Annotated in this window: 13 protein-coding genes; 1 reads left to right on the top strand and 12 read right to left on the bottom strand. The window is 41.5% G+C overall.

The window, feature by feature from the left end:
• Positions 1-80 precede the first annotated feature (80 nt).
• The 12 genes from ACGG81_RS07110 to ACGG81_RS07055 form a co-directional block, all read right to left on the bottom strand.
• Complete coding sequence (locus ACGG81_RS07110) at positions 81-1,376, bottom strand: aminotransferase class I/II-fold pyridoxal phosphate-dependent enzyme (protein ID WP_008975736.1); 1,296 nt, start codon at positions 1,374-1,376, stop codon at positions 81-83.
• A complete protein-coding gene (gene miaA / locus ACGG81_RS07105) occupies positions 1,370-2,332 on the bottom strand; it encodes a tRNA (adenosine(37)-N6)-dimethylallyltransferase MiaA (RefSeq protein ID WP_009261845.1) in 963 nt (320 codons plus the stop codon). Before miaA ends, ACGG81_RS07110 begins: the two co-directional genes overlap by 7 nt.
• 27 nt (positions 2,333-2,359) lie before the next feature.
• Complete coding sequence (locus tag ACGG81_RS07100) at positions 2,360-3,325, bottom strand: phospho-N-acetylmuramoyl-pentapeptide-transferase (RefSeq protein WP_009261844.1); 966 nt, start codon at positions 3,323-3,325, stop codon at positions 2,360-2,362.
• A gap of 49 nt (positions 3,326-3,374) precedes the next feature.
• A complete protein-coding gene (mutL, locus tag ACGG81_RS07095) occupies positions 3,375-5,450 on the bottom strand; it encodes a DNA mismatch repair endonuclease MutL (RefSeq protein WP_390107555.1) in 2,076 nt (691 codons plus the stop codon).
• 18 nt (positions 5,451-5,468) lie between these two features.
• Positions 5,469-8,126 carry a DNA mismatch repair protein MutS gene (gene mutS / locus ACGG81_RS07090; RefSeq protein ID WP_390107552.1) on the bottom strand — a complete coding sequence of 886 codons (2,658 nt, stop codon included), beginning with the start codon at positions 8,124-8,126 and terminating at the stop codon, positions 5,469-5,471.
• 223 nt (positions 8,127-8,349) lie between these two features.
• Positions 8,350-8,898, bottom strand: coding sequence for an AAA family ATPase (locus ACGG81_RS07085; RefSeq protein ID WP_270456992.1), 549 nt, complete (start codon positions 8,896-8,898; stop codon positions 8,350-8,352).
• A gap of 81 nt (positions 8,899-8,979) precedes the next feature.
• A complete protein-coding gene (locus ACGG81_RS07080) occupies positions 8,980-10,572 on the bottom strand; it encodes an ATP-binding cassette domain-containing protein (protein WP_390107549.1) in 1,593 nt (530 codons plus the stop codon).
• A 7-nt stretch (positions 10,573-10,579) separates the two neighbouring features.
• The gene (locus ACGG81_RS07075) at positions 10,580-10,984 is read right to left on the bottom strand and encodes a gamma-glutamylcyclotransferase (protein WP_390107546.1); all 405 of its coding nucleotides are present in this window, start codon (positions 10,982-10,984) and stop codon (positions 10,580-10,582) included.
• 53 nt (positions 10,985-11,037) lie between these two features.
• Positions 11,038-11,559, bottom strand: a complete 522-nt coding sequence (dcd, locus tag ACGG81_RS07070; RefSeq protein ID WP_009261803.1) for a dCTP deaminase — start codon at positions 11,557-11,559, stop codon at positions 11,038-11,040.
• A gap of 129 nt (positions 11,560-11,688) precedes the next feature.
• Positions 11,689-12,105 (bottom strand): putative ABC transporter permease, encoded by a 417-nt coding sequence (locus ACGG81_RS07065; RefSeq protein ID WP_409338801.1) that lies wholly within the window; start codon positions 12,103-12,105, stop codon positions 11,689-11,691.
• 80 nt (positions 12,106-12,185) lie between these two features.
• The gene (gene miaB, locus ACGG81_RS07060; protein ID WP_009261801.1) at positions 12,186-13,661 is read right to left on the bottom strand and encodes a tRNA (N6-isopentenyl adenosine(37)-C2)-methylthiotransferase MiaB; all 1,476 of its coding nucleotides are present in this window, start codon (positions 13,659-13,661) and stop codon (positions 12,186-12,188) included.
• A gap of 154 nt (positions 13,662-13,815) precedes the next feature.
• Positions 13,816-16,098: a glycoside hydrolase family 3 N-terminal domain-containing protein gene (locus tag ACGG81_RS07055; RefSeq protein WP_390107542.1), complete on the bottom strand. Its 2,283-nt coding sequence runs from the start codon at positions 16,096-16,098 to the stop codon at positions 13,816-13,818.
• Positions 16,099-16,426: 328 nt separating this feature from the next.
• Here ACGG81_RS07055 and ACGG81_RS07050 point away from each other — a divergent pair, with 328 nt between their 5' ends.
• Positions 16,427-17,920, top strand: a complete 1,494-nt coding sequence (locus tag ACGG81_RS07050; protein ID WP_390107540.1) for an MFS transporter — start codon at positions 16,427-16,429, stop codon at positions 17,918-17,920.
• The last annotated feature ends 15 nt before the right edge of the window (positions 17,921-17,935 follow it).

Genomic DNA, 17,935 nt, shown 5'->3' with positions numbered 1-17,935 from the left:
CCCCAGATCTGCCTAAATTCTTTATGAAATCAGATGTTTCTCCAGATTGTGAGACAGATTTTCTTTTCCTTATATGCTTCTTATAGTGTAACAAGACCTTTGTCTACCATTTTCTGAAGCGACATTAAAATTCCAAATTTTGCATGTTCCCATGTAAGCCCCCCTTGGAAATAAACTGCATATGGTGGCTTGATCGGACCGTCAGCACTCAATTCAATAGAAGATCCCTGCACAAAAGCGCCGGCAGCCATGATCACATCACTGTCATATCCAGGCATTGCCCATGGCTCAGGTGTGACATAACTGTCTACAGGGGCAGCTGCCTGAATTCCCTGACAAAATGCGATCACACCTTCCGGTGTCCCAAGAGTCACAGCTTGTATAATATCATGTCTGCTCTCACTTCCGTTTGGAACAACTGAAAATCCAAGTTTTTCATAAATATTGGCAGCAAACACAGCTCCCTTTAAAGCACCTTTTACAACTGTTGGTGCAAGGAAAAATCCTTGATAAAAGTCTTTCATCACCCCAAGGGAAGCTCCTACTTCTTTCCCAAGTCCCGGAGAAGTTAGGCGGTACGCACACTGATCAATATATTCCTGCTTTCCGACAACATATCCGCCGATCGGAGCAAGTCCGCCTCCTGGATTTTTAATCAGAGATCCTACCATCAGATCCGCGCCGACATCACTTGGTTCCATCCGCTCCACAAACTCTCCATAACAGTTATCTACCATACAGATTACATCTGGTTTGATCCCCTTGACAAATGCGATCAGCTCTCCGATCTGTTTTACTGAAAAACTCGGGCGGGTCTGATACCCTTTGGAGCGCTGAATGGTGACCAGTTTTGTCTTCTCATTGATTGCAGCTTTGATTGCCGGATAATCAAAGGTTCCATCTGAGAGCAGATCTACCTGGCGGTATGTAACTCCGTATTCCGCAAGAGAACCTTTGGATGGACGGATTCCAATTACTTCTTCCAGCGTATCATATGGTTTCCCGACAGGGGAAAGCAATTCATCTCCTGGTCTCAAATTTGCACTTAAAGTCAATGCAAGCGCATGCGTTCCACAAGTAATCTGCGGACGGACAAGCGCAGCTTCTGTATGGAATGTATGTGCATAGACTTCCTCCAGCGTATCCCTTCCCTGATCATTGTATCCATATCCACTTACATAATTAAAGCACCCTTCACTGACTCTGCATTCCTGCATCGCCTGTACCACTTTCAACTGATTATATTCTGCTGTCTGATCAATTTCTTCAAACCGCTCCTGTAATGTTTTTTCAATTTCACTGCCAAATGCATAGACTTCTCTGGAAATCCCCAGTGTCTCATAAATAGCAGCCACTGTCTGTTTTTCTTCTAACATGGAAGATTCATCCTTTCTTTGATACTTTCTAGCAAACTTTGTAATAATTTTTTGTCATCATAATTCAACTCATCTTTCTGAACCCAGATTACATCACGCTCTCTCTTAAACCAAGTCAGCTGTCTTTTTGCGAAGTGTCTTGTATCCCGCTTAATAATATAGACAGCCTCCTCAAGAGAACAGTCCCCCTCCAGATACGAAAAGATTTCTTTATATCCAAGCCCCTGCATCGAGACCATCTGTTTTGTACAGCCTCTCTCTTTTAACGTCTGTACTTCCTGAACAAGACCGTTTCGGATCATCTGATCCACCCGTTGGTCAATCCGTTCATATAGACATTCTCGTCGGTCATTTAAAACAAAGTAACAGAACTGATAAGGAGACTCTTTTTGTCTTTCCCGCTCATTGTGTTCGGAAATCTTCTGTCCTGTCTGGTGATAAAATTCCAGTGCACGGATCACGCGCTTTATATTATTCGCATGGATTTCTTCTGCTGATTTCGGGTCGACCATGGCAAGTTGTCCATGGAGATATGCGGCTCCTTTTTCCTTTGCAAGTGCCTCCAGCTTCTCTCGATATACACTGTCTCCTTCATTTTCAGTGAAATCAATGTCATATAAAAGTGCCTGGATGTAAAATCCGGTTCCACCGACAATAATTGGTATTTTGCCTCTGGAATAAATATCTGCCATTGCCGCCTTTGCCATCTGTTGAAACCGTACCACATGAAATTCCTCTTCCGGTTCCAGAACGTCAATCAGATAATGTGGAACATCTGCCATCTCTTCTTTTGTAATTTTTGCAGAACCGATATCCATATGTCGGTAAACCTGCATAGAATCAGCGGAGATAATTTCTCCGCCGATTGCTTTTGCCAGTCCGATCGATGCCTTCGTTTTTCCGACAGCAGTCGGACCGGTCAATATGATCAATGGTTTTTTTTCTGTATCTATCATAGCCACCTCATAATCTACTCCTGTTGATTACAACATAAGCATGTAAATTGTTGCCACAGAAATTACGATTTGAATGATTCCAAACCGGAAAACAGTCTGTGTGTTCGACCAGTCCCACACTTTTCGCACATGATCATGTAGGGGAGTCCGAACATTTGTTAAGATCTTGATCTTCAAGAAACGAAGCAATGCTACTTTGACAATCCCGATTCCTCCATCTGCAATCAGCACGAATGCAGCGAAAATATATAAAAATGGACTTTCTGTCTTTAACGCTGCGATTGCAATAAAAATTCCCATCGCTCGGGATCCTGCATCCCCCATCATCAGATGGCTCGGAGCAGCATTGTACCACAGATACCCAAGCAAACAGATTACAAACAGCAAGATCAAATAAGAGAAGTTGTCTGTTGTCCCTTTCATCCCTTTTACAATATAAAGTGTGATTAACGTGATGATCGTCAACGTAGCAGAAAGGCCGTCTACTCCATCAGAGCAGTTTGTCACGTTGATAGACACCCAGATCAAAACGATCGAGAGCAGACAAAATACAACCGGAGGAATTGTCACAGAGATTCCTGGAATTGCAAATTCAATCGTGCTGGAATTGTAGTGCATAAAGGTAAGCGAAAGCACTACAGCAACCAAAAGATCGAGTAACCCTTTCTTATACTCATTCCACGGCTTTTCTGAGGCGTCATCCAGATAGCCAGTCAGCATCTCCGCAATGACAAGCACAATGTAAATGACGATCTCGACAGAAAGTTCCGAGAACAGTAGTGCCGCTGCCGCAAATACAAGAATAAAAATGATCCCGGCTCCTCTTGGTTTTCCTGCAGAAAGCTTTCCATCATGGGCAAAATCTCTGCCGGCATCTTTTGGAAGTAAATAGTTAAATTTGGTAATGCAGACACAAGTCATCAAAAATGCTGCCATAAGACCGATTCCTGCAAATAAAGAATAAAAATTTTCACTGATTATAAAGTTTATCATTTGTCCTTCCCCTGTTTCCTATACTATAATATTTTTACAAAATAAGATGCTATACGATTCTTTTAAATTTTTTCTCCAGCTCGCGTTTTGTCATCGCAATGATCGTTGGTCTTCCATGTGGACAATGATATGGGTTGTCCAGTTCTAAAAGCTCTCCGATCAGCGCATCCACTTCTCTGCCAGAAAGCCTGGAGTTCCCTTTTACCGCAGCCTTGCATGACATCGAAGCAATTTTCTCGAGAACAATATCCGGTGCAAGATTTGTAGAAATACTGTCTGACAGACTGTCTAACATTTCAATCAGCAGATCTTTTTTTGCAATACTGAACAGATTGTCTGGAACTGCGCGGACTGCATAGGAATCCCCTCCAAAAGGCTCGATCTCAAATCCAATCTTTGTAAAATTTTCCATATGCTCTGATAAAAGCTGTTCCTCCTGCATCGACAGATTCAGAACGATTGGCGGACTGATCCGCTGCGAAGTGAACTGCTTCTCCTTCATCCGTTTCAAAGTCCGCTCATACAGCACACGTTCATGAGCGGCATGTTGATCGATAATATACATCTGATCTCGGTATTCTACAATCCAATATGTTTCAAACACTTGTCCTACTAAAGTATATTCCTGTTTTGCTTCTTTTGACAATAGCTTTTGATCAAAAAAATTTAGTTGTGTATCCTTTTCCGCCTCTTTCGGTGTTTGCAACCGTGCGATTTCTTGTGGCGTTTCTTGTAGGTTTTCCCTTTTATCTTCTTTTCTATATATTTTTTCCTGCACTTTTTCAGACTGTCCGAACTGCTTTTTTTGTTCTGCCCGGTATGCCGCAGCCTCTTTGATCCTATCAGTGGATAATTGATTTCTATAAAGCCCTCCTCGGTCTTTCACTTCTGCCTGAGAACTCTGATTGTGATAGGCAGTGACACGTTCCCGCATCTTCTTCATAAAATAATCTAGATTTTTCTCTTCAGAAGGAGCTTCTGCATACCGCGCTTCCTGCGGAAGTTTCTCCACAAAAACTTTTTCATTTTTTTTATGTGGTAAAACGTTTGGAACAGATGGCGAGACCGCTTTTTCTAAGAACGTACTCTTTTGGGAAACCGGTTCCGCCACCGATAATTCCACCCGTGGAATCAATTCTTTTTCGCTCAAAGCATCCTTCAGTGTATTGTAAATAAAATTATACACTTCCTGTTGTTTGCTAAAACGGACTTCCATTTTTGTTGGATGGACATTTACATCCAGATCTGTTCCGTCTATCGTGAAGTGTAACACAGTAAACGGATACTTATGCTGCATCGTAAACCCCTTATAGGCATCTTCGATTGCTTTTGCAACTATGCTGCTCTTTACATATCTTCCGTTGATATAGTAATTTTCATAATTTCTGTTTCCTCTGGAAATCAGAGGTTTTCCAATATATCCCCGGATTGCAACTCCGTTTGCCTTTGCATTGATTTCGAGCAGGTTTCCGGTAATATCCCTTCCATAAATATGGTAAATAACATCCTTCAGCCTGCCGTTTCCGGATGTGTGAAGTTTCGGCTGTCCGTTTGTAAGAAATTGAAACGAGATTTCCGGATGAGACAGCGCCAATCGCGTGATCAATTCACTGACATGGCTTGCTTCTGTCATCGGAGTTTTCAGAAACTTCCGCCGTGCCGGCGTGTTGAAAAAAATCTGACGGACAAAAAAAGTCGTTCCATCTGGCATTCCGATTTCTTCCAGTGATTTTTCTGATCCGCCTTCAATTCGGTACTGTATGCCCGCATCTGCCTCCTTCACCTTTGTACGAAGCTCCACTTGCGCGATCGCCGCAATGCTCGAAAGCGCTTCTCCGCGAAAACCAAGGGAAGCAATTCCAGTCAAGTCCTCCACAGAGCGTATTTTACTTGTCGAATGCCTTAAAAAAGCAAGCGGAACTTCTTCTTTTGGAATTCCACATCCATTGTCTGCAATGCGGATCAGCGAGATTCCGCCGTCTTTGATCTCCACGGTAATGGCAGTGGCTTTCGCATCAATTGCATTTTCCACCAGTTCTTTTACAATCGATGCCGGGCGTTCGATCACCTCTCCCGCCGCAATCTTATCGATCGTAACCTGATCTAAGACTTGAATATTTGGCATATCTGCTCCTTTCTCCGACTATTTCCACCGGTTCTTCAATTTATTCTGCAACCGGTAAATGGTATTTAAAGCATCCATCGGCGTCAGATTCGACACATCAATTTCTTTTAGTTCTTCTAATACATCGTCATCCTTGACCGTATCAAACAATGAGATTTGTGCCAGATCTACTTCATCATATTTTTTCTGGCGAGCTTTCGTCTCGCTTCCTTGCGCAGAAATCTCACGCACCTTTGTCGTAATATCTGCCTCACTTAATTCTCCGACAATTTCTTTTGCACGTACAATGACGGATTCTGGTACCCCCGCAAGTTTTGCAACCTGGATCCCATAACTCTTATCCGCACCACCTTTTACAATCTTTCTCAAGAAGACAATATCATCTCCCTGCTCTTTGACTGCAATACAATAATTGTTCACGCTGTCAAGCTTTCCTTCCAGTTCCGTCAGTTCATGGTAATGTGTCGCAAACAAGGTTTTAGCTCCAAGTAGTTTTTTATTACTGATATGTTCTACAACTGCCCATGCGATGCTCAATCCGTCAAACGTACTCGTTCCCCGTCCGATTTCATCTAAGATCAACAGGCTGCTGCTTGTGGCATTTCGAAGAATATTTGCAACTTCGGTCATTTCAACCATAAAAGTACTCTGTCCGGACGCAAGGTCATCTGATGCGCCGACTCTCGTAAAAATACGATCACAGATTCCGATATTGGCACTATCTGCCGGAACAAATGACCCGATCTGTGCCATCAAAACAATCAGCGCAGACTGGCGCATATATGTAGATTTTCCTGCCATATTCGGACCAGTGATGATGGAAACACGATTTTTCTTATCATCCAGCAGTGTATCATTTGCGATAAACATATTGTCCGGTGTCATTTTCTCCACAACCGGGTGTCTGCCGCCCTTGATGTCAATCAGTCCTTTCTCGTTGATCTTCGGTCGGACATAATTGTTCCGCTCTGCCACAAGCGCAAGAGACGTAAATACATCAATTTTTGCGACGGCCTTCGCTGTTTTCTGGACACGAAGCACTTCAGATGCAATTCGGTCGCGCACTTTACAATACAGAGTATATTCAAGCGCATACAGCTTATCTTCTGCACCGAGGATTGTATCTTCCAACTCTTTTAATCTTGGAGTGATGAAACGCTCCGCATTGGCAAGTGTCTGCTTTCTCGTATAATAATCTGGTACCAGTTCTTTGTAAGCGTTTGTGACTTCCAAATAGTATCCAAATACTTTGTTATATTTCACTTTCAAATTCCGAATGCCAGTTTTCTCTCGCTCTTCCTCTTCCAGCTGTGCAAGCCAGTTCTTTCCTTCTGTTTTTGCCTGTCGTAGCATATCCACATCCGCATCATATCCATCTTTGATAATACCGCCTTCTTTCATCGCAAGCGGGGGTTCTTCCATGATGGATTCATTCAAAAGCTGATAAAGATCTTCCAGCGTATCCAATTCTTCACAAATCTGCTGTAAAAGTTCTTCGTGCATTTCTGTTAAAATGTATTTGATATGCGGCAACATTTCCAGAGAATTGCGGAAAGAAATCAAATCTCTTGGATTCGCAGACTGATATGTCACACGGCTGATCAGACGTTCCAGATCATAGACCGGAGATAAATATTCCCGGATCTCCTCACGAGAAATCGCTTTGTCTTTTAATTCTTCTACCGCCTCCAGCCTCTGTTCAATCTCATGCCGGTCAATCAGCGGCTGTTCAATATAACTTCTAAGCATTCTGGCGCCCATAGCCGTTTTCGTCTTATCCAGCACCCATAAAAGAGAGCCTCTTTTTTGTTTTTCACGCAACGTCTCACACAATTCCAGGTTTCTTCGGGAAGAGCTGTCCAATAACATATATCTCCCTGTCGCATATCCTGTAATATGTGTGATATGAGAAAGCGATGTCTTCTGAGTCTCATAGAGATATTTCAAAAGAGCTCCTGCTGCGATCACACCACAGTTATAATCTCCAAGTCCCATGCCTTCCAGCGAAGCTGCATGAAAATGTTCTTTTAAAATACGTGCACACATTTCATCATCAAAGAAATGCGTATCGATCGAATAGATCATCATTCCAAGACGATGTCTTAAATCGTCCAGATCAAGTCCGCTCATATAGAAGGATTCATTGCAAATAATCTCAGAAGGTGAAAATTTATGAATCTCATCCAAAAGCTTCCGTCCACTGTCAAGTTCTGTCACAAAATAATCCCCGGTAGACACATCTGCCACCGCCAGTCCATATCGATCGGCGATATATACAATACACATGATATAATTATTCTTTGTCTCATCGAGTGCCTGCGCATTCATATTAGTGCCTGCAGTTACAACACGCACAACTTCTCGCTTAACAATGCCCTTCGCCTGTTGCGGATCTTCCACTTGTTCACAGATTGCAACCTTATAGCCCTTTTCCACAAGCCGGTTCAGATAACTATCCACAGAGTGATACGGAACACCGCACATCGGCGCACGCTCCTCTAATCCACAATTTTTTCCGGTCAGTGTAATTTCCAGTTCCTTGGATGCCGTAATGGCATCGTCAAAAAACATTTCATAAAAGTCACCAAGTCTGTAAAATAAAATACAGTCAGAATATTGTTTCTTCGTCTCCATATACTGCTGCATCATTGGTGTTAAACACTTAGTATCAATCATTTTTCCTTATTTTTAAGCATTTCTAGACGTTAACCAGCGTCGACTCATTCCACGTCCTATGCTTTTCCTTTTTTTATTTTTACCGATATAATTGTCCTCCTTGTCTCTTAATATCATTTCTACAGGAAACAAGGATACTAATTATGTACGGTTATCATCTTATCAAATTTTTAACTGTTATTCAAGATAAAACCGATTCTTGATAAAGCCTCTGAAATCCACTTTATCTTCCTAATCCTTTCCATTTTTCAATAATGATGTTTGCATTATTTTCAAGACTATCTGTCCCGTCCAATTCCAACTTCAGGCAAGACATTTCGTCCATCCATTTTCTCTGCTCATGCAGATTTGGAGAACCATCCTTCTCATAGCGGCGATTACTTTCTAAAAATCGCATATGATTTTCATACAAGTCGCCGCCTTCAAGTATTCTTCTTCCAAAACATTCCAATGCGCGGTTATGTACTCGCTGTACACGAATGTCAGGTTCGACATAAAGAAAAACCATCATCTCAAACTTGTCATCAAATGCATAATGGAAAGAACTCATCGAACCAGCCATCACAAAATATTCATAGGGCAAAATATCATTGCTCAATCTGCTAATCTTTTCTTCATGACTATACATAACAGTATATGGTTCTTTAGTATCTTTTCTCCAAATATAATCGTCCACATCAAAGTAAGGGTAGCCTAGCTGAGCGGCGACAAATCTGCCCAATGTAGTTTTTCCACTTCCTGATGGCCCAATAATCATTATCCCTGTTGACATCTATGATCCTCCCCAAAAATAAAATAAGTACAAAGGTTCCATTTTTCATGATAAAAAGCATAACCTCTTTTGAAAAGGAAACTATTCTCCGATAACGATAATCTCATCATACATTTTTGCATCCTCTTCCTGGAAATTATGCGAGATATGAAGAACGGTCATATCGTCCCTATCTAAAATATACTTCTCAAATATCTGTTTACTCTTTTTATCCAGCGCTGCTGTTGCCTCATCTAGAATGAGCCAGCTATTTTGCCGCATAAGCGCACGTAACAGGGCAATCTTTTCGCGCTCACCGTCAGAAATATGCGTACTTTCATTTGAAATATCTCTGTCATCATCAATTAATTTCCAAAAACTGTCATCGACCAACATTGAGTAATTGCTGAGGTTTTTTACATCCTCTTTTCCAAATAGTGTGATGTTATCTTTCACTGTTCCCGAAAACATATATGGAACCTGTGATACAATGGTAAGATTTCTAAATAAGTCTTCATCGGAAACATCCTCCTGTTTTTTCCCATTCATGCGGATCGTTCCAGTCAAAGTTGCAGCCTTTGTGTCTAGGCTATTTACAATGGCATGGATCAGCGTACTCTTTCCACTTCCGTTTTGACCGATGATCAAATATTTTTTATTCTTCTCAAAACACTTTGTATAATTTTTGAAAATATATCTATCTCCAAAATTCAATGTCATATGTTCAATGGAAATGCTTTGCAGTTCGCCCAAATCAGCGCTGGATTTCTTCTCCTCTACGCTTGCGTATGTAAATAATTTTGCCTTTACTTTCCGTGTAGAAATAATGGAGTTAAGTGATGTGGAAATTCCGAGGATTGGCATGATAAGCTGATCTGATAACTGAATCGCCGCGAATAGACTCCCTACGTTTAGCTTCCCCTCATGCACCTGATAGCCTCCAAGTGTGATGATCAGAAATGTCCCCATAAACGAAATAAACCCCATCACAATTTCAGAATACGCCTGAACCTTTTCATAAGCAAACTCACTTTTTTCGCTTTTATGGGATGCCAGATTCACAATATTTCCAATCGCTTTTTTTATCTGCTGGATACGGATTTCACTATGTCCAAAAACAACGTCTGAGAATTTCACATTAAATTGTGCCAGACTTTCAAACTTCTTGTCTGTCTTTTGCTGCATCTTCTTTTCAAAGAAGAATGGCGTCACCGCAATCAGAATACTCGCCCCTGCCGAAATTGCTGCCAGTGGGAAATAAATCTTTATCAATACCGTACAGGTAAACAAAATTGACAATACCTGAAAAATCAAATTTACGATTTTCACATAATACTTCTCTACCACCGCCGGTACTTCGTTGTTCATCAGGGAAATATATTCCTGCGGTGTAGACTCAGCAAATTGCTGTGCGGTTCTATTCAGGATTCCATTGCTGACTTTTACCCGGAACCAGTCTTTCAGGCTTGCAACATATTTCGCTTCCCCAAGCTTTCGTATCATTTCCACTGTCAGAATAACAAGGATCGACAGGAAATAAATTGCAGCCCAAAATAATACGTTCTGCTCAGATTTGCCTAACTGATTAATAAATTGTTCCACAATCAACGGCTGTGCTGTATTTGCTATTGCCATCAAAATGGATAATATGGTCAAACTAGCAGTAAATATGTAGTATTTCTTCTCCAATTTCATAGTTCTGCTACTCCACATATTTCCGATAATCGTTACATGTGATTCTCTGATCTAACAGTGCTCTGTTTTTCTCATTTCTAATGTTGTAAAAATAGACTGGACCCTCTCCGATTTCGCTTCCGTCTTCTGCATATGCCATTACAAACTTTTTATCATATTCATTCTCCGGGTGTCCTTCCCCAAAATAGCTTTCCAACTCATCAATCTTCTTTAATGTCTGTTCAGATACTTCGTGTAGCTCTCCGGCAATTCTTTCTTTCCCCTCGATCAGCGCCGGATATCTTCTTCCTTTCAGACTATAAAGAAGCCCATCTACATAGGCTTTTTGACGGTATGAGTCCTCTGCGCTGCAGTAAATCTCATAATTGTACATCCCCTTTAAAAGTGTTCCATATACAAAAATCTGATGCATCTTTTTCCTCCCAAATGTATCCTCATTCTTTGTGTCTTTTATGTTACTGATTCCTATTTTAAAAAATCCTTGTACAGCATACTGGACTGGATTCCTTTGTTATTCTGATATTTTCCACTCTGATAACAGTCATACTCTCCATGAATATCGTGGTAATAGATTTGACAGACTTCTACATTCGGATAAATCCGGATCGGCTGTACACAAAAAATTTCTAATGTCCAGTAGCCTGCAAAACCAACATCTCCAAATCCTGCTGTCACATGGATAAAAAGCCCGAGACGTCCCGTAGAGGAGCGACCCTCTAGCATTGGCACAAACCCTTCTGTTTTTGTAAATTCATTCGTCCGTCCAAGATATAGTTTATGTGGTTCTAACAGAAGACCCTCCTCGGGAATTACTATCTTTCTGACGGCATGATCCTTTTTCATATCCAAAACCTCATCTTCATAGACAAGCAGTTCATTTGCCAATGACAGATTATAACTGTTAGGATTTAATCTATTCTCATCAAACGGCTCAATCTGGATCTCTTTCCCTATGTGTTTTAAAATTTCCTTTCCTGACAGAATCATTTTTTATCCCTCCTATCAACATGTTTTCAATGAAAAAATAAAGTGTTCTTTGTTTGCTGCTATCTCTCTATGATTCTGAATACAAATTTTCAGCAATGCCTTCCCATTTAAAACAGCAGAAAATTGCACCTACAAAATATGGAACGATGGTTTTTCTTCCCCATACAGAATATGCAGAAGGAAACTGCTCAGAAATATTCCGATAACGCAAAGCCCCGAAAAAATAATCAGAAAAGGAACACAGACCTGACCAAACAGCTGCATCGGCTGATCGCTATAATCCCATACATTGAGTCTGAGCCATTTATTTACAATGATCCCGGTGAAAAATTCTCCTGCTGCCACAAAGATCACGCAGCGAACCGTCTGGCGCCAAAGAGGATCTCTCCAGTGAACCATTTTCCCTTGCCATGCAATGAAACAGAGGCAGATTCCTCCCAGCACAAACATGGACCAGTGAGAAAAACCCCTGAAGATCATTTCAAATTCATAATAAATCGTACCGCCAAGCGCCCACAAAAACAAATATTCACTTACTTTTTTCAATCGTCTCTCTCCTGTCACACAAATTCTCCTTTTTATTGTGGGCAAAAATCTGAAAATTATGACATCACAAAAGGAACCCACTATACACGGGTTCCAATATAATAAAATCCTTTACATGCATCCAGTCGCACCGACACAATTTTCCCAATCAACTCTTTTTCTCCCGGAAAATGTACAAGGATATTGTTGCTGAGTCTTCCAGTAACAAGCGCAGGATCATGGTCATTGACTGCCTCTACAAGAACAGACTGTGTCGTTCCTTCATGCACACTGCATACTTCCGCCGAGATGCTCTGCACTTCTTTTAGCAATCTGTCAAAACGGTCTTTGACAACATCTTCCGGAACTTGATTTTCCATCGCTGCCGCAGGTGTTCCTGTCCGCTTAGAGTAGATAAATGTAAATGCACTGTCATAGCGAACCTTCTTTACAACATCCATTGTCTCCAGGAAATCTTCTTCTGTCTCTCCCGGAAATCCAACAATAATATCCGTTGTCAGCGAAATATCCGGCACAGCTTCTTTGATCTTACGCACAAGTTCCAGATACTGTTCTTTTGTGTAGCGTCTATTCATCTTCTTTAAGATCTCTGTACTTCCTGACTGCACCGGCAGATGAAGGTGTTTGCAGATTTTCTTAGAATGTTTCATCACTTCAATCAATTCGTCAGAGAGATCCTTTGGATGAGATGTCATAAAACGAATTCGTTCCAATCCCTCGATCTTCTCAATTTCGGTAAGAAGCTGTGCAAAGGTCATCGGATGTTCCAGTGTCTTTCCGTAAGAATTTACATTCTGACCAAGCAGCATCACTTCTACGACGCCATCTGCCACGAGCCCTTGGATCTCACGGATGATATCTTCCGGATTTCTGCTGCGTTCACGGCCACGCACATACGGCACGATACAGTAGCTACAGAAGTTGTTACAGCCAAACATAATATTGACACCGGATTTGAAGGAAAATTTCCGCTCACTCGGGAGATCTTCCACAATCTTGTCTGTATCTTTCCAAATGTCAATGACCATGCGCTGTGATTCCAGCCGTGTCACGATCAACTCTGCAAATTTATAAATATTATGTGTTCCGAAAATCAGGTCCACAAACCGGTAGCTTTTTTTGATCTTCTCCACGACTTCCGGTTCTTGCATCATGCAGCCACAAAGCCCGATCAACATATGCGGCTTTTGTTTTTTCACTCGATTTAACTGTCCAAGTCTTCCATATACGCGCATGTTAGCGTTTTCCCGCACAGTGCATGTATTGTAGATGACAAAATCCGCTTCCTCCTCGTTTGTTTCTTCCTGGTATCCGATTTGCTCTAATACTCCAAGAAGTTTTTCGGAATCCCGCGCATTCATCTGGCAGCCAAATGTTGTCGTGCACGCTGTCAGGGGACGACCCAGTTTTTCAGACTGTTCTTTCACCAGTTCGCGTGCTTTCTTCATAAACCAATATTGACGCATCGGCTCTGTTTCCGGTGCCGGCTGACTCAAATCCATTTGTTCAAGAATTTCTTCAATTTCTTGATTCTTATTTCGATTCTGTTCTCTCATAATCTTTTCCTTTCTCTGCTAAATAGCGGACAGAAACTGTATGCATTCTGCCAAAAGAGATCTCACAGTATCTGCCCGCTTCATATGAACTTATATTATAATCGAATTTTTTCCCTTTTTCAAGAAAAAGCTGCCAGTCTTCAACGTCTCCTAGCTAGTTTTCTTTCGGCAAATGATGTCCATACGTTCTGACACGCTCATCTGCAATGACTCCCTGCCAGTTCATTCCATAACCAAAATCATAGATATGCCCCTCGGTATCTCTGTGGCATTCCATATCAAACGGAACATCTTCCTGCTGTTCTTCCACGGTGCGCATATCTGCCGGAAGTTGCATTGGAAGGAGTCCTTCCGGTTCAAAGTTACCACTGAGCACCTCCAGCAGTGCATTTGACAGATCACCAAACATCGCAACGATCGCATCTGCCGCCGCTTCAAACTCCTTTACTACCATTGGACCAAGCATATTCACACAAACGATCACCGGTTTTTCACCCATGAGCTCTCTTGTATGTAAAACAAGGTCCAAATCATCTTCGTTATTGACTGTTACGGTCTTTCCACGGTAAGTTCTATCCGGGAACTCATCATTTGGATCTTGGGCAATGCTATGTTCCCGCGCGTAAACGGCAGTGTATGGGCGATATTGCAGGCTGATTGGAAGATACCCATTTCCGCCGGCTTCTTTATCACTGACATCATATCCACCTGCAAGTCCAAATGCAGCGCCATCAGGCTGACGAATGATACAAATTGCTGCATCCGCCTCTTCTGGATGATCCGTCACTGTGAAATACTTCTCCAGCAGTTCTTTGGAAATTGGACGGTCCCAGTGCTCCTCCATTTTCTGGCACATCCAGTCTACACTTTCCGGCCAGTGGATTTTCGGGACATAGACTTTCATTTTCTTTTGCAACGGAAGTACATTTTCTTTGTTTTTCAACATGACAATTGATTTTTTCTGTGCGGCAAATCCTTCTTCCATATACGCTGCACAACCAACTGTTCTTGCGGATACTTCCGGGTCTAAATATGGATTCTCAAACAGTCCCACACGGAATATATTTTTCAGAAGTCGGACAGCAGACTGTTCCAAACGTTTTCTCATAAAGGTTTCGCCATGTTCTTTTACACCGATACGGTATGCATCAAGAACTGGTTCTTTTTCATTTAATCCGCCAAACTGATCGACACCCGCCATCAAAATACGATAGCACCTCTCTCCTCTCGTCAGTTTTTCTGCTCCCCAGCATTTTCCTCCGTACAGATTTTCCAGTGTAGATGCATCTTCTGTGATAGACCAGTCTGTACATACCACTTCATCATAATGATAGGTGTTTCTTAGAAGATCTGTAATTAGATATTTGCTGTAACCAGATCCTGCATTCTCATAATTACCTGCTTTTCCGTATACCGCTGTATAATATGGCATGACCGAACTTGCCTTTCCTGTTTTGCCATGGAGTTTAAAAGCGCCTTCTGTAAATGGAAGCAGATGCTCTTCAAAATTATCACCTGGATACACAGAATATTTTCCGGAACCAAAATGAGCATCCCTTCCGCCTTCTACCGCGCCTCCGCCTGGCCAGTGTTTTACCATAGTATTCACACTTTCATATCCCCATCCATCCGTGATCTCGCTGTCTCCTTCTGATGTCTGGAAGCCATCACAGTACGCCCGCGCGAGATCCGCTCCAAGCTTGGAACTCTCTCCGATGCTTCCAGCAAATCGTTTCCAGCGAGGTTCCGTGCAGAGATCGATCTGAGGAGATAATGCCGTCGTAATTCCAAGTCCCCGGTACTCTTTGGATGCTATCTTTCCAAATTTCTCCATCAACTCCGGTTCAAAAGTCGCAGCAAGTCCCAGTGGTTCCGGCCAATGTGAAATATCTCCTCCGGCTCCGGCATCAAACTCAAATGTGACCGTTGTTCCATGCCTTGGATCCGAGCTGATTGCAACTGGAATTCCCCAAGGCAATTCTTCTGCCAACGACTGGATATTATTATTCCACTTTGCAGCATCTGCCGCAGACTGAACCGAAATGATCAAAAGATGACGAATAAAGTCTTCTCTGAGAAAAGTCTTCTGCTGATCTGAGATTGCCGACACCGGAAGCCCGCTTTCCTGAATAGATTTCCCATTATAAGTCACTTCTCCGAAATACGGCATAGAAACTCCAGGGATAAATTGATGTCTGCTATAAAGCATCAGACCTGCAATCTGTTCTACGGACATGCGAGATGCCAGATCACTTGCTCTTTGCTCTGCCGGAAGTCTCCAATCCTCATAGGGATATAACTCTCCTGTCCCTGCAAGATCCTTGAAATATAATCCATCTTTTTCAATTAGTTTCATGCCAGACTGTTCAGACCAGCAAAGTTTTGGTCCGTCTGGATTCTGAATACTCTTTACTGTTGTTTCGTAATTCTGTTTCATAATAAATTCCTTTCATTCTCTCAAAATTTGGCAGTACTTATTAATAATTTTACCTTTTTTATATAGATTTGCAATGCTTTTTATAAGATTTCGTTTTCGATGTAGTAAATTTTATTGTTTTTAATAAAATTTCAACCTAGTTTTTATTTATTTTTTTTAATTATATTTTTAGAAATCATTTTTTATTGTATGTTTTATATATTTTTTGTTCTTTTTTAATGATTTTTATATATATTTTACTATAAACCCTATATTTTTTTCTAATGTCATTTGATTTTCAATGATACAATAGAAGAAAATCGTCACTCGCAAAGGAGGAATATGTATTATGGCATCAACAAATGCAAAGTATTACGGAGAAAATGGAATCCACCGGGTTCCGCTATGGCGTATTGCCGGATTCGCCGCAAATAATCTGGCAACAAATATGTATCTATTCTTAATGGGCTATGTCGCCTACTATCTGACAGGATTTGTAGGTGTTGCCGTCGTAACAGCATCTAGTTTTTCTATGGCAATGAGAGTCTGGGATGGTGTCACGGATCCATTTATTGGATATTTTGTAGACAAGACAAATGGTAAATTTGGGAAGAACCGCCCGTTTATGATTATCGGACAGATAATCCTCTGTGTGATGAGCTTTATTCTCTTCCATGTCACACATCGGCTTCCGGAAAATACAGCTATCCGATTCGGATTTTTTATTGTAATTTCTGCAATTTACTATATCGGATACACATTCCAATGTGTCGTGACAAAATCAGCACAGACTTGTCTTACAAACGATCCGAAACAGAGACCTCTGTTTTCCATTTTTGATGGTGTTTACAATTCTTTGTTATGGACAATCATGGCTGTTATAGCGGCAAAGCTCAGTACAAAATACGGATCTTTCTACAGCGTTGATCTTTTCCATGATCTGTGGGTAATCATAGCGATCGGAAGTGCAATTGCAACCGTGATCGCAGTCATTTCTATCGCCCCAAAAGATCGCACAGAGTTTTTCGGAACTGGAAAATCTGAGCGAATCCGCGCAAAGGATTACTGGGATATCTTAAAGAACAACAGAGCGATCCAAATGCTTGTCGTGGCAGCTTCTACAGATAAACTTGCAGGAAACGCCCGCACAACAACTGTTCAGATTGTTATGTTCGGAATTGTTGCCGGCAATTTTGCAATCAGCGGAACTATCATGGGATATATCACAATTCCTGCTATGATTCTGATGATGTTTGGTATCGGTACACTCGCCACCCGCTTAGGCCAGCGCAAAGGAATGCTGATCGGAAGTATCGGCGGAATTGTCATGAACGTACTGCTCGCGCTCCTCTGGCTTTTTGGAGATGCTACAACAATGGTAAATGCAAAAGGCGGTCTTGCGTTTGGAATCTTCACAATTTTACATATCATTCTTTCTATTGCTGCAACTGGATTTACAGGGCTTTCCGGAAGTATCGTAATTCCTATGACAGCAGATTGTGCCGATTACGAAGTATACCGCTCCGGCCGTTACGTTCCGGGACTGATGGGAACTCTGTTCAGCTTTGTTGACAAATTGATTTCCTCCCTTGCTCCATTGATCGCAGGATTGTTATTTGCAATGGTAGGATTTAAAGATACCCTTCCAGATGTAAATACACCGTATACATCTTCTTTGCATTATGTAGGGGTATTCTTATGCTATGGAATCGTAATTCTCGGATTAATCTGCAACCTGGTTGCAATGAAATACTATCCTTTAACAAAAGAAAAAATGGAAGAAATCCAAACAGAGATCGCACGGATCAAAGCACAAAATCTCCAAAATACTGAAACTGCTTAAAAAGAAACAGGGTTG

It is taken from the genome of Faecalimonas umbilicata, assembly GCF_042846195.1.
Classification (GTDB): domain Bacteria; phylum Bacillota; class Clostridia; order Lachnospirales; family Lachnospiraceae; genus Faecalimonas; species Faecalimonas umbilicata.
This window is presented reverse-complemented; position numbering and strand designations above follow the sequence as displayed.

Bases quoted from the DNA above. Each gene is read 5' to 3' on its own strand.
- ACGG81_RS07110 (WP_008975736.1), bottom strand. From the start codon at position 1,376: ATGTTAGAAGAAAAACAGACAGTGGCTGCTATTTATGAGACACTGGGG.
- miaA (WP_009261845.1), bottom strand. From the start codon at position 2,332: ATGATAGATACAGAAAAAAAACCATTGATCATATTGACCGGTCCGACT.
- ACGG81_RS07100 (WP_009261844.1), bottom strand. From the start codon at position 3,325: ATGATAAACTTTATAATCAGTGAAAATTTTTATTCTTTATTTGCAGGA.
- mutL (WP_390107555.1), bottom strand. From the start codon at position 5,450: ATGCCAAATATTCAAGTCTTAGATCAGGTTACGATCGATAAGATTGCG.
- mutS (WP_390107552.1), bottom strand. From the start codon at position 8,126: ATGATTGATACTAAGTGTTTAACACCAATGATGCAGCAGTATATGGAG.
- ACGG81_RS07085 (WP_270456992.1), bottom strand. From the start codon at position 8,898: ATGTCAACAGGGATAATGATTATTGGGCCATCAGGAAGTGGAAAAACT.
- ACGG81_RS07080 (WP_390107549.1), bottom strand. From the start codon at position 10,572: ATGAAATTGGAGAAGAAATACTACATATTTACTGCTAGTTTGACCATA.
- ACGG81_RS07075 (WP_390107546.1), bottom strand. From the start codon at position 10,984: ATGCATCAGATTTTTGTATATGGAACACTTTTAAAGGGGATGTACAAT.
- dcd (WP_009261803.1), bottom strand. From the start codon at position 11,559: ATGATTCTGTCAGGAAAGGAAATTTTAAAACACATAGGGAAAGAGATC.
- miaB (WP_009261801.1), bottom strand. From the start codon at position 13,661: ATGAGAGAACAGAATCGAAATAAGAATCAAGAAATTGAAGAAATTCTT.
- ACGG81_RS07055 (WP_390107542.1), bottom strand. From the start codon at position 16,098: ATGAAACAGAATTACGAAACAACAGTAAAGAGTATTCAGAATCCAGAC.
- ACGG81_RS07050 (WP_390107540.1), top strand. From the start codon at position 16,427: ATGGCATCAACAAATGCAAAGTATTACGGAGAAAATGGAATCCACCGG.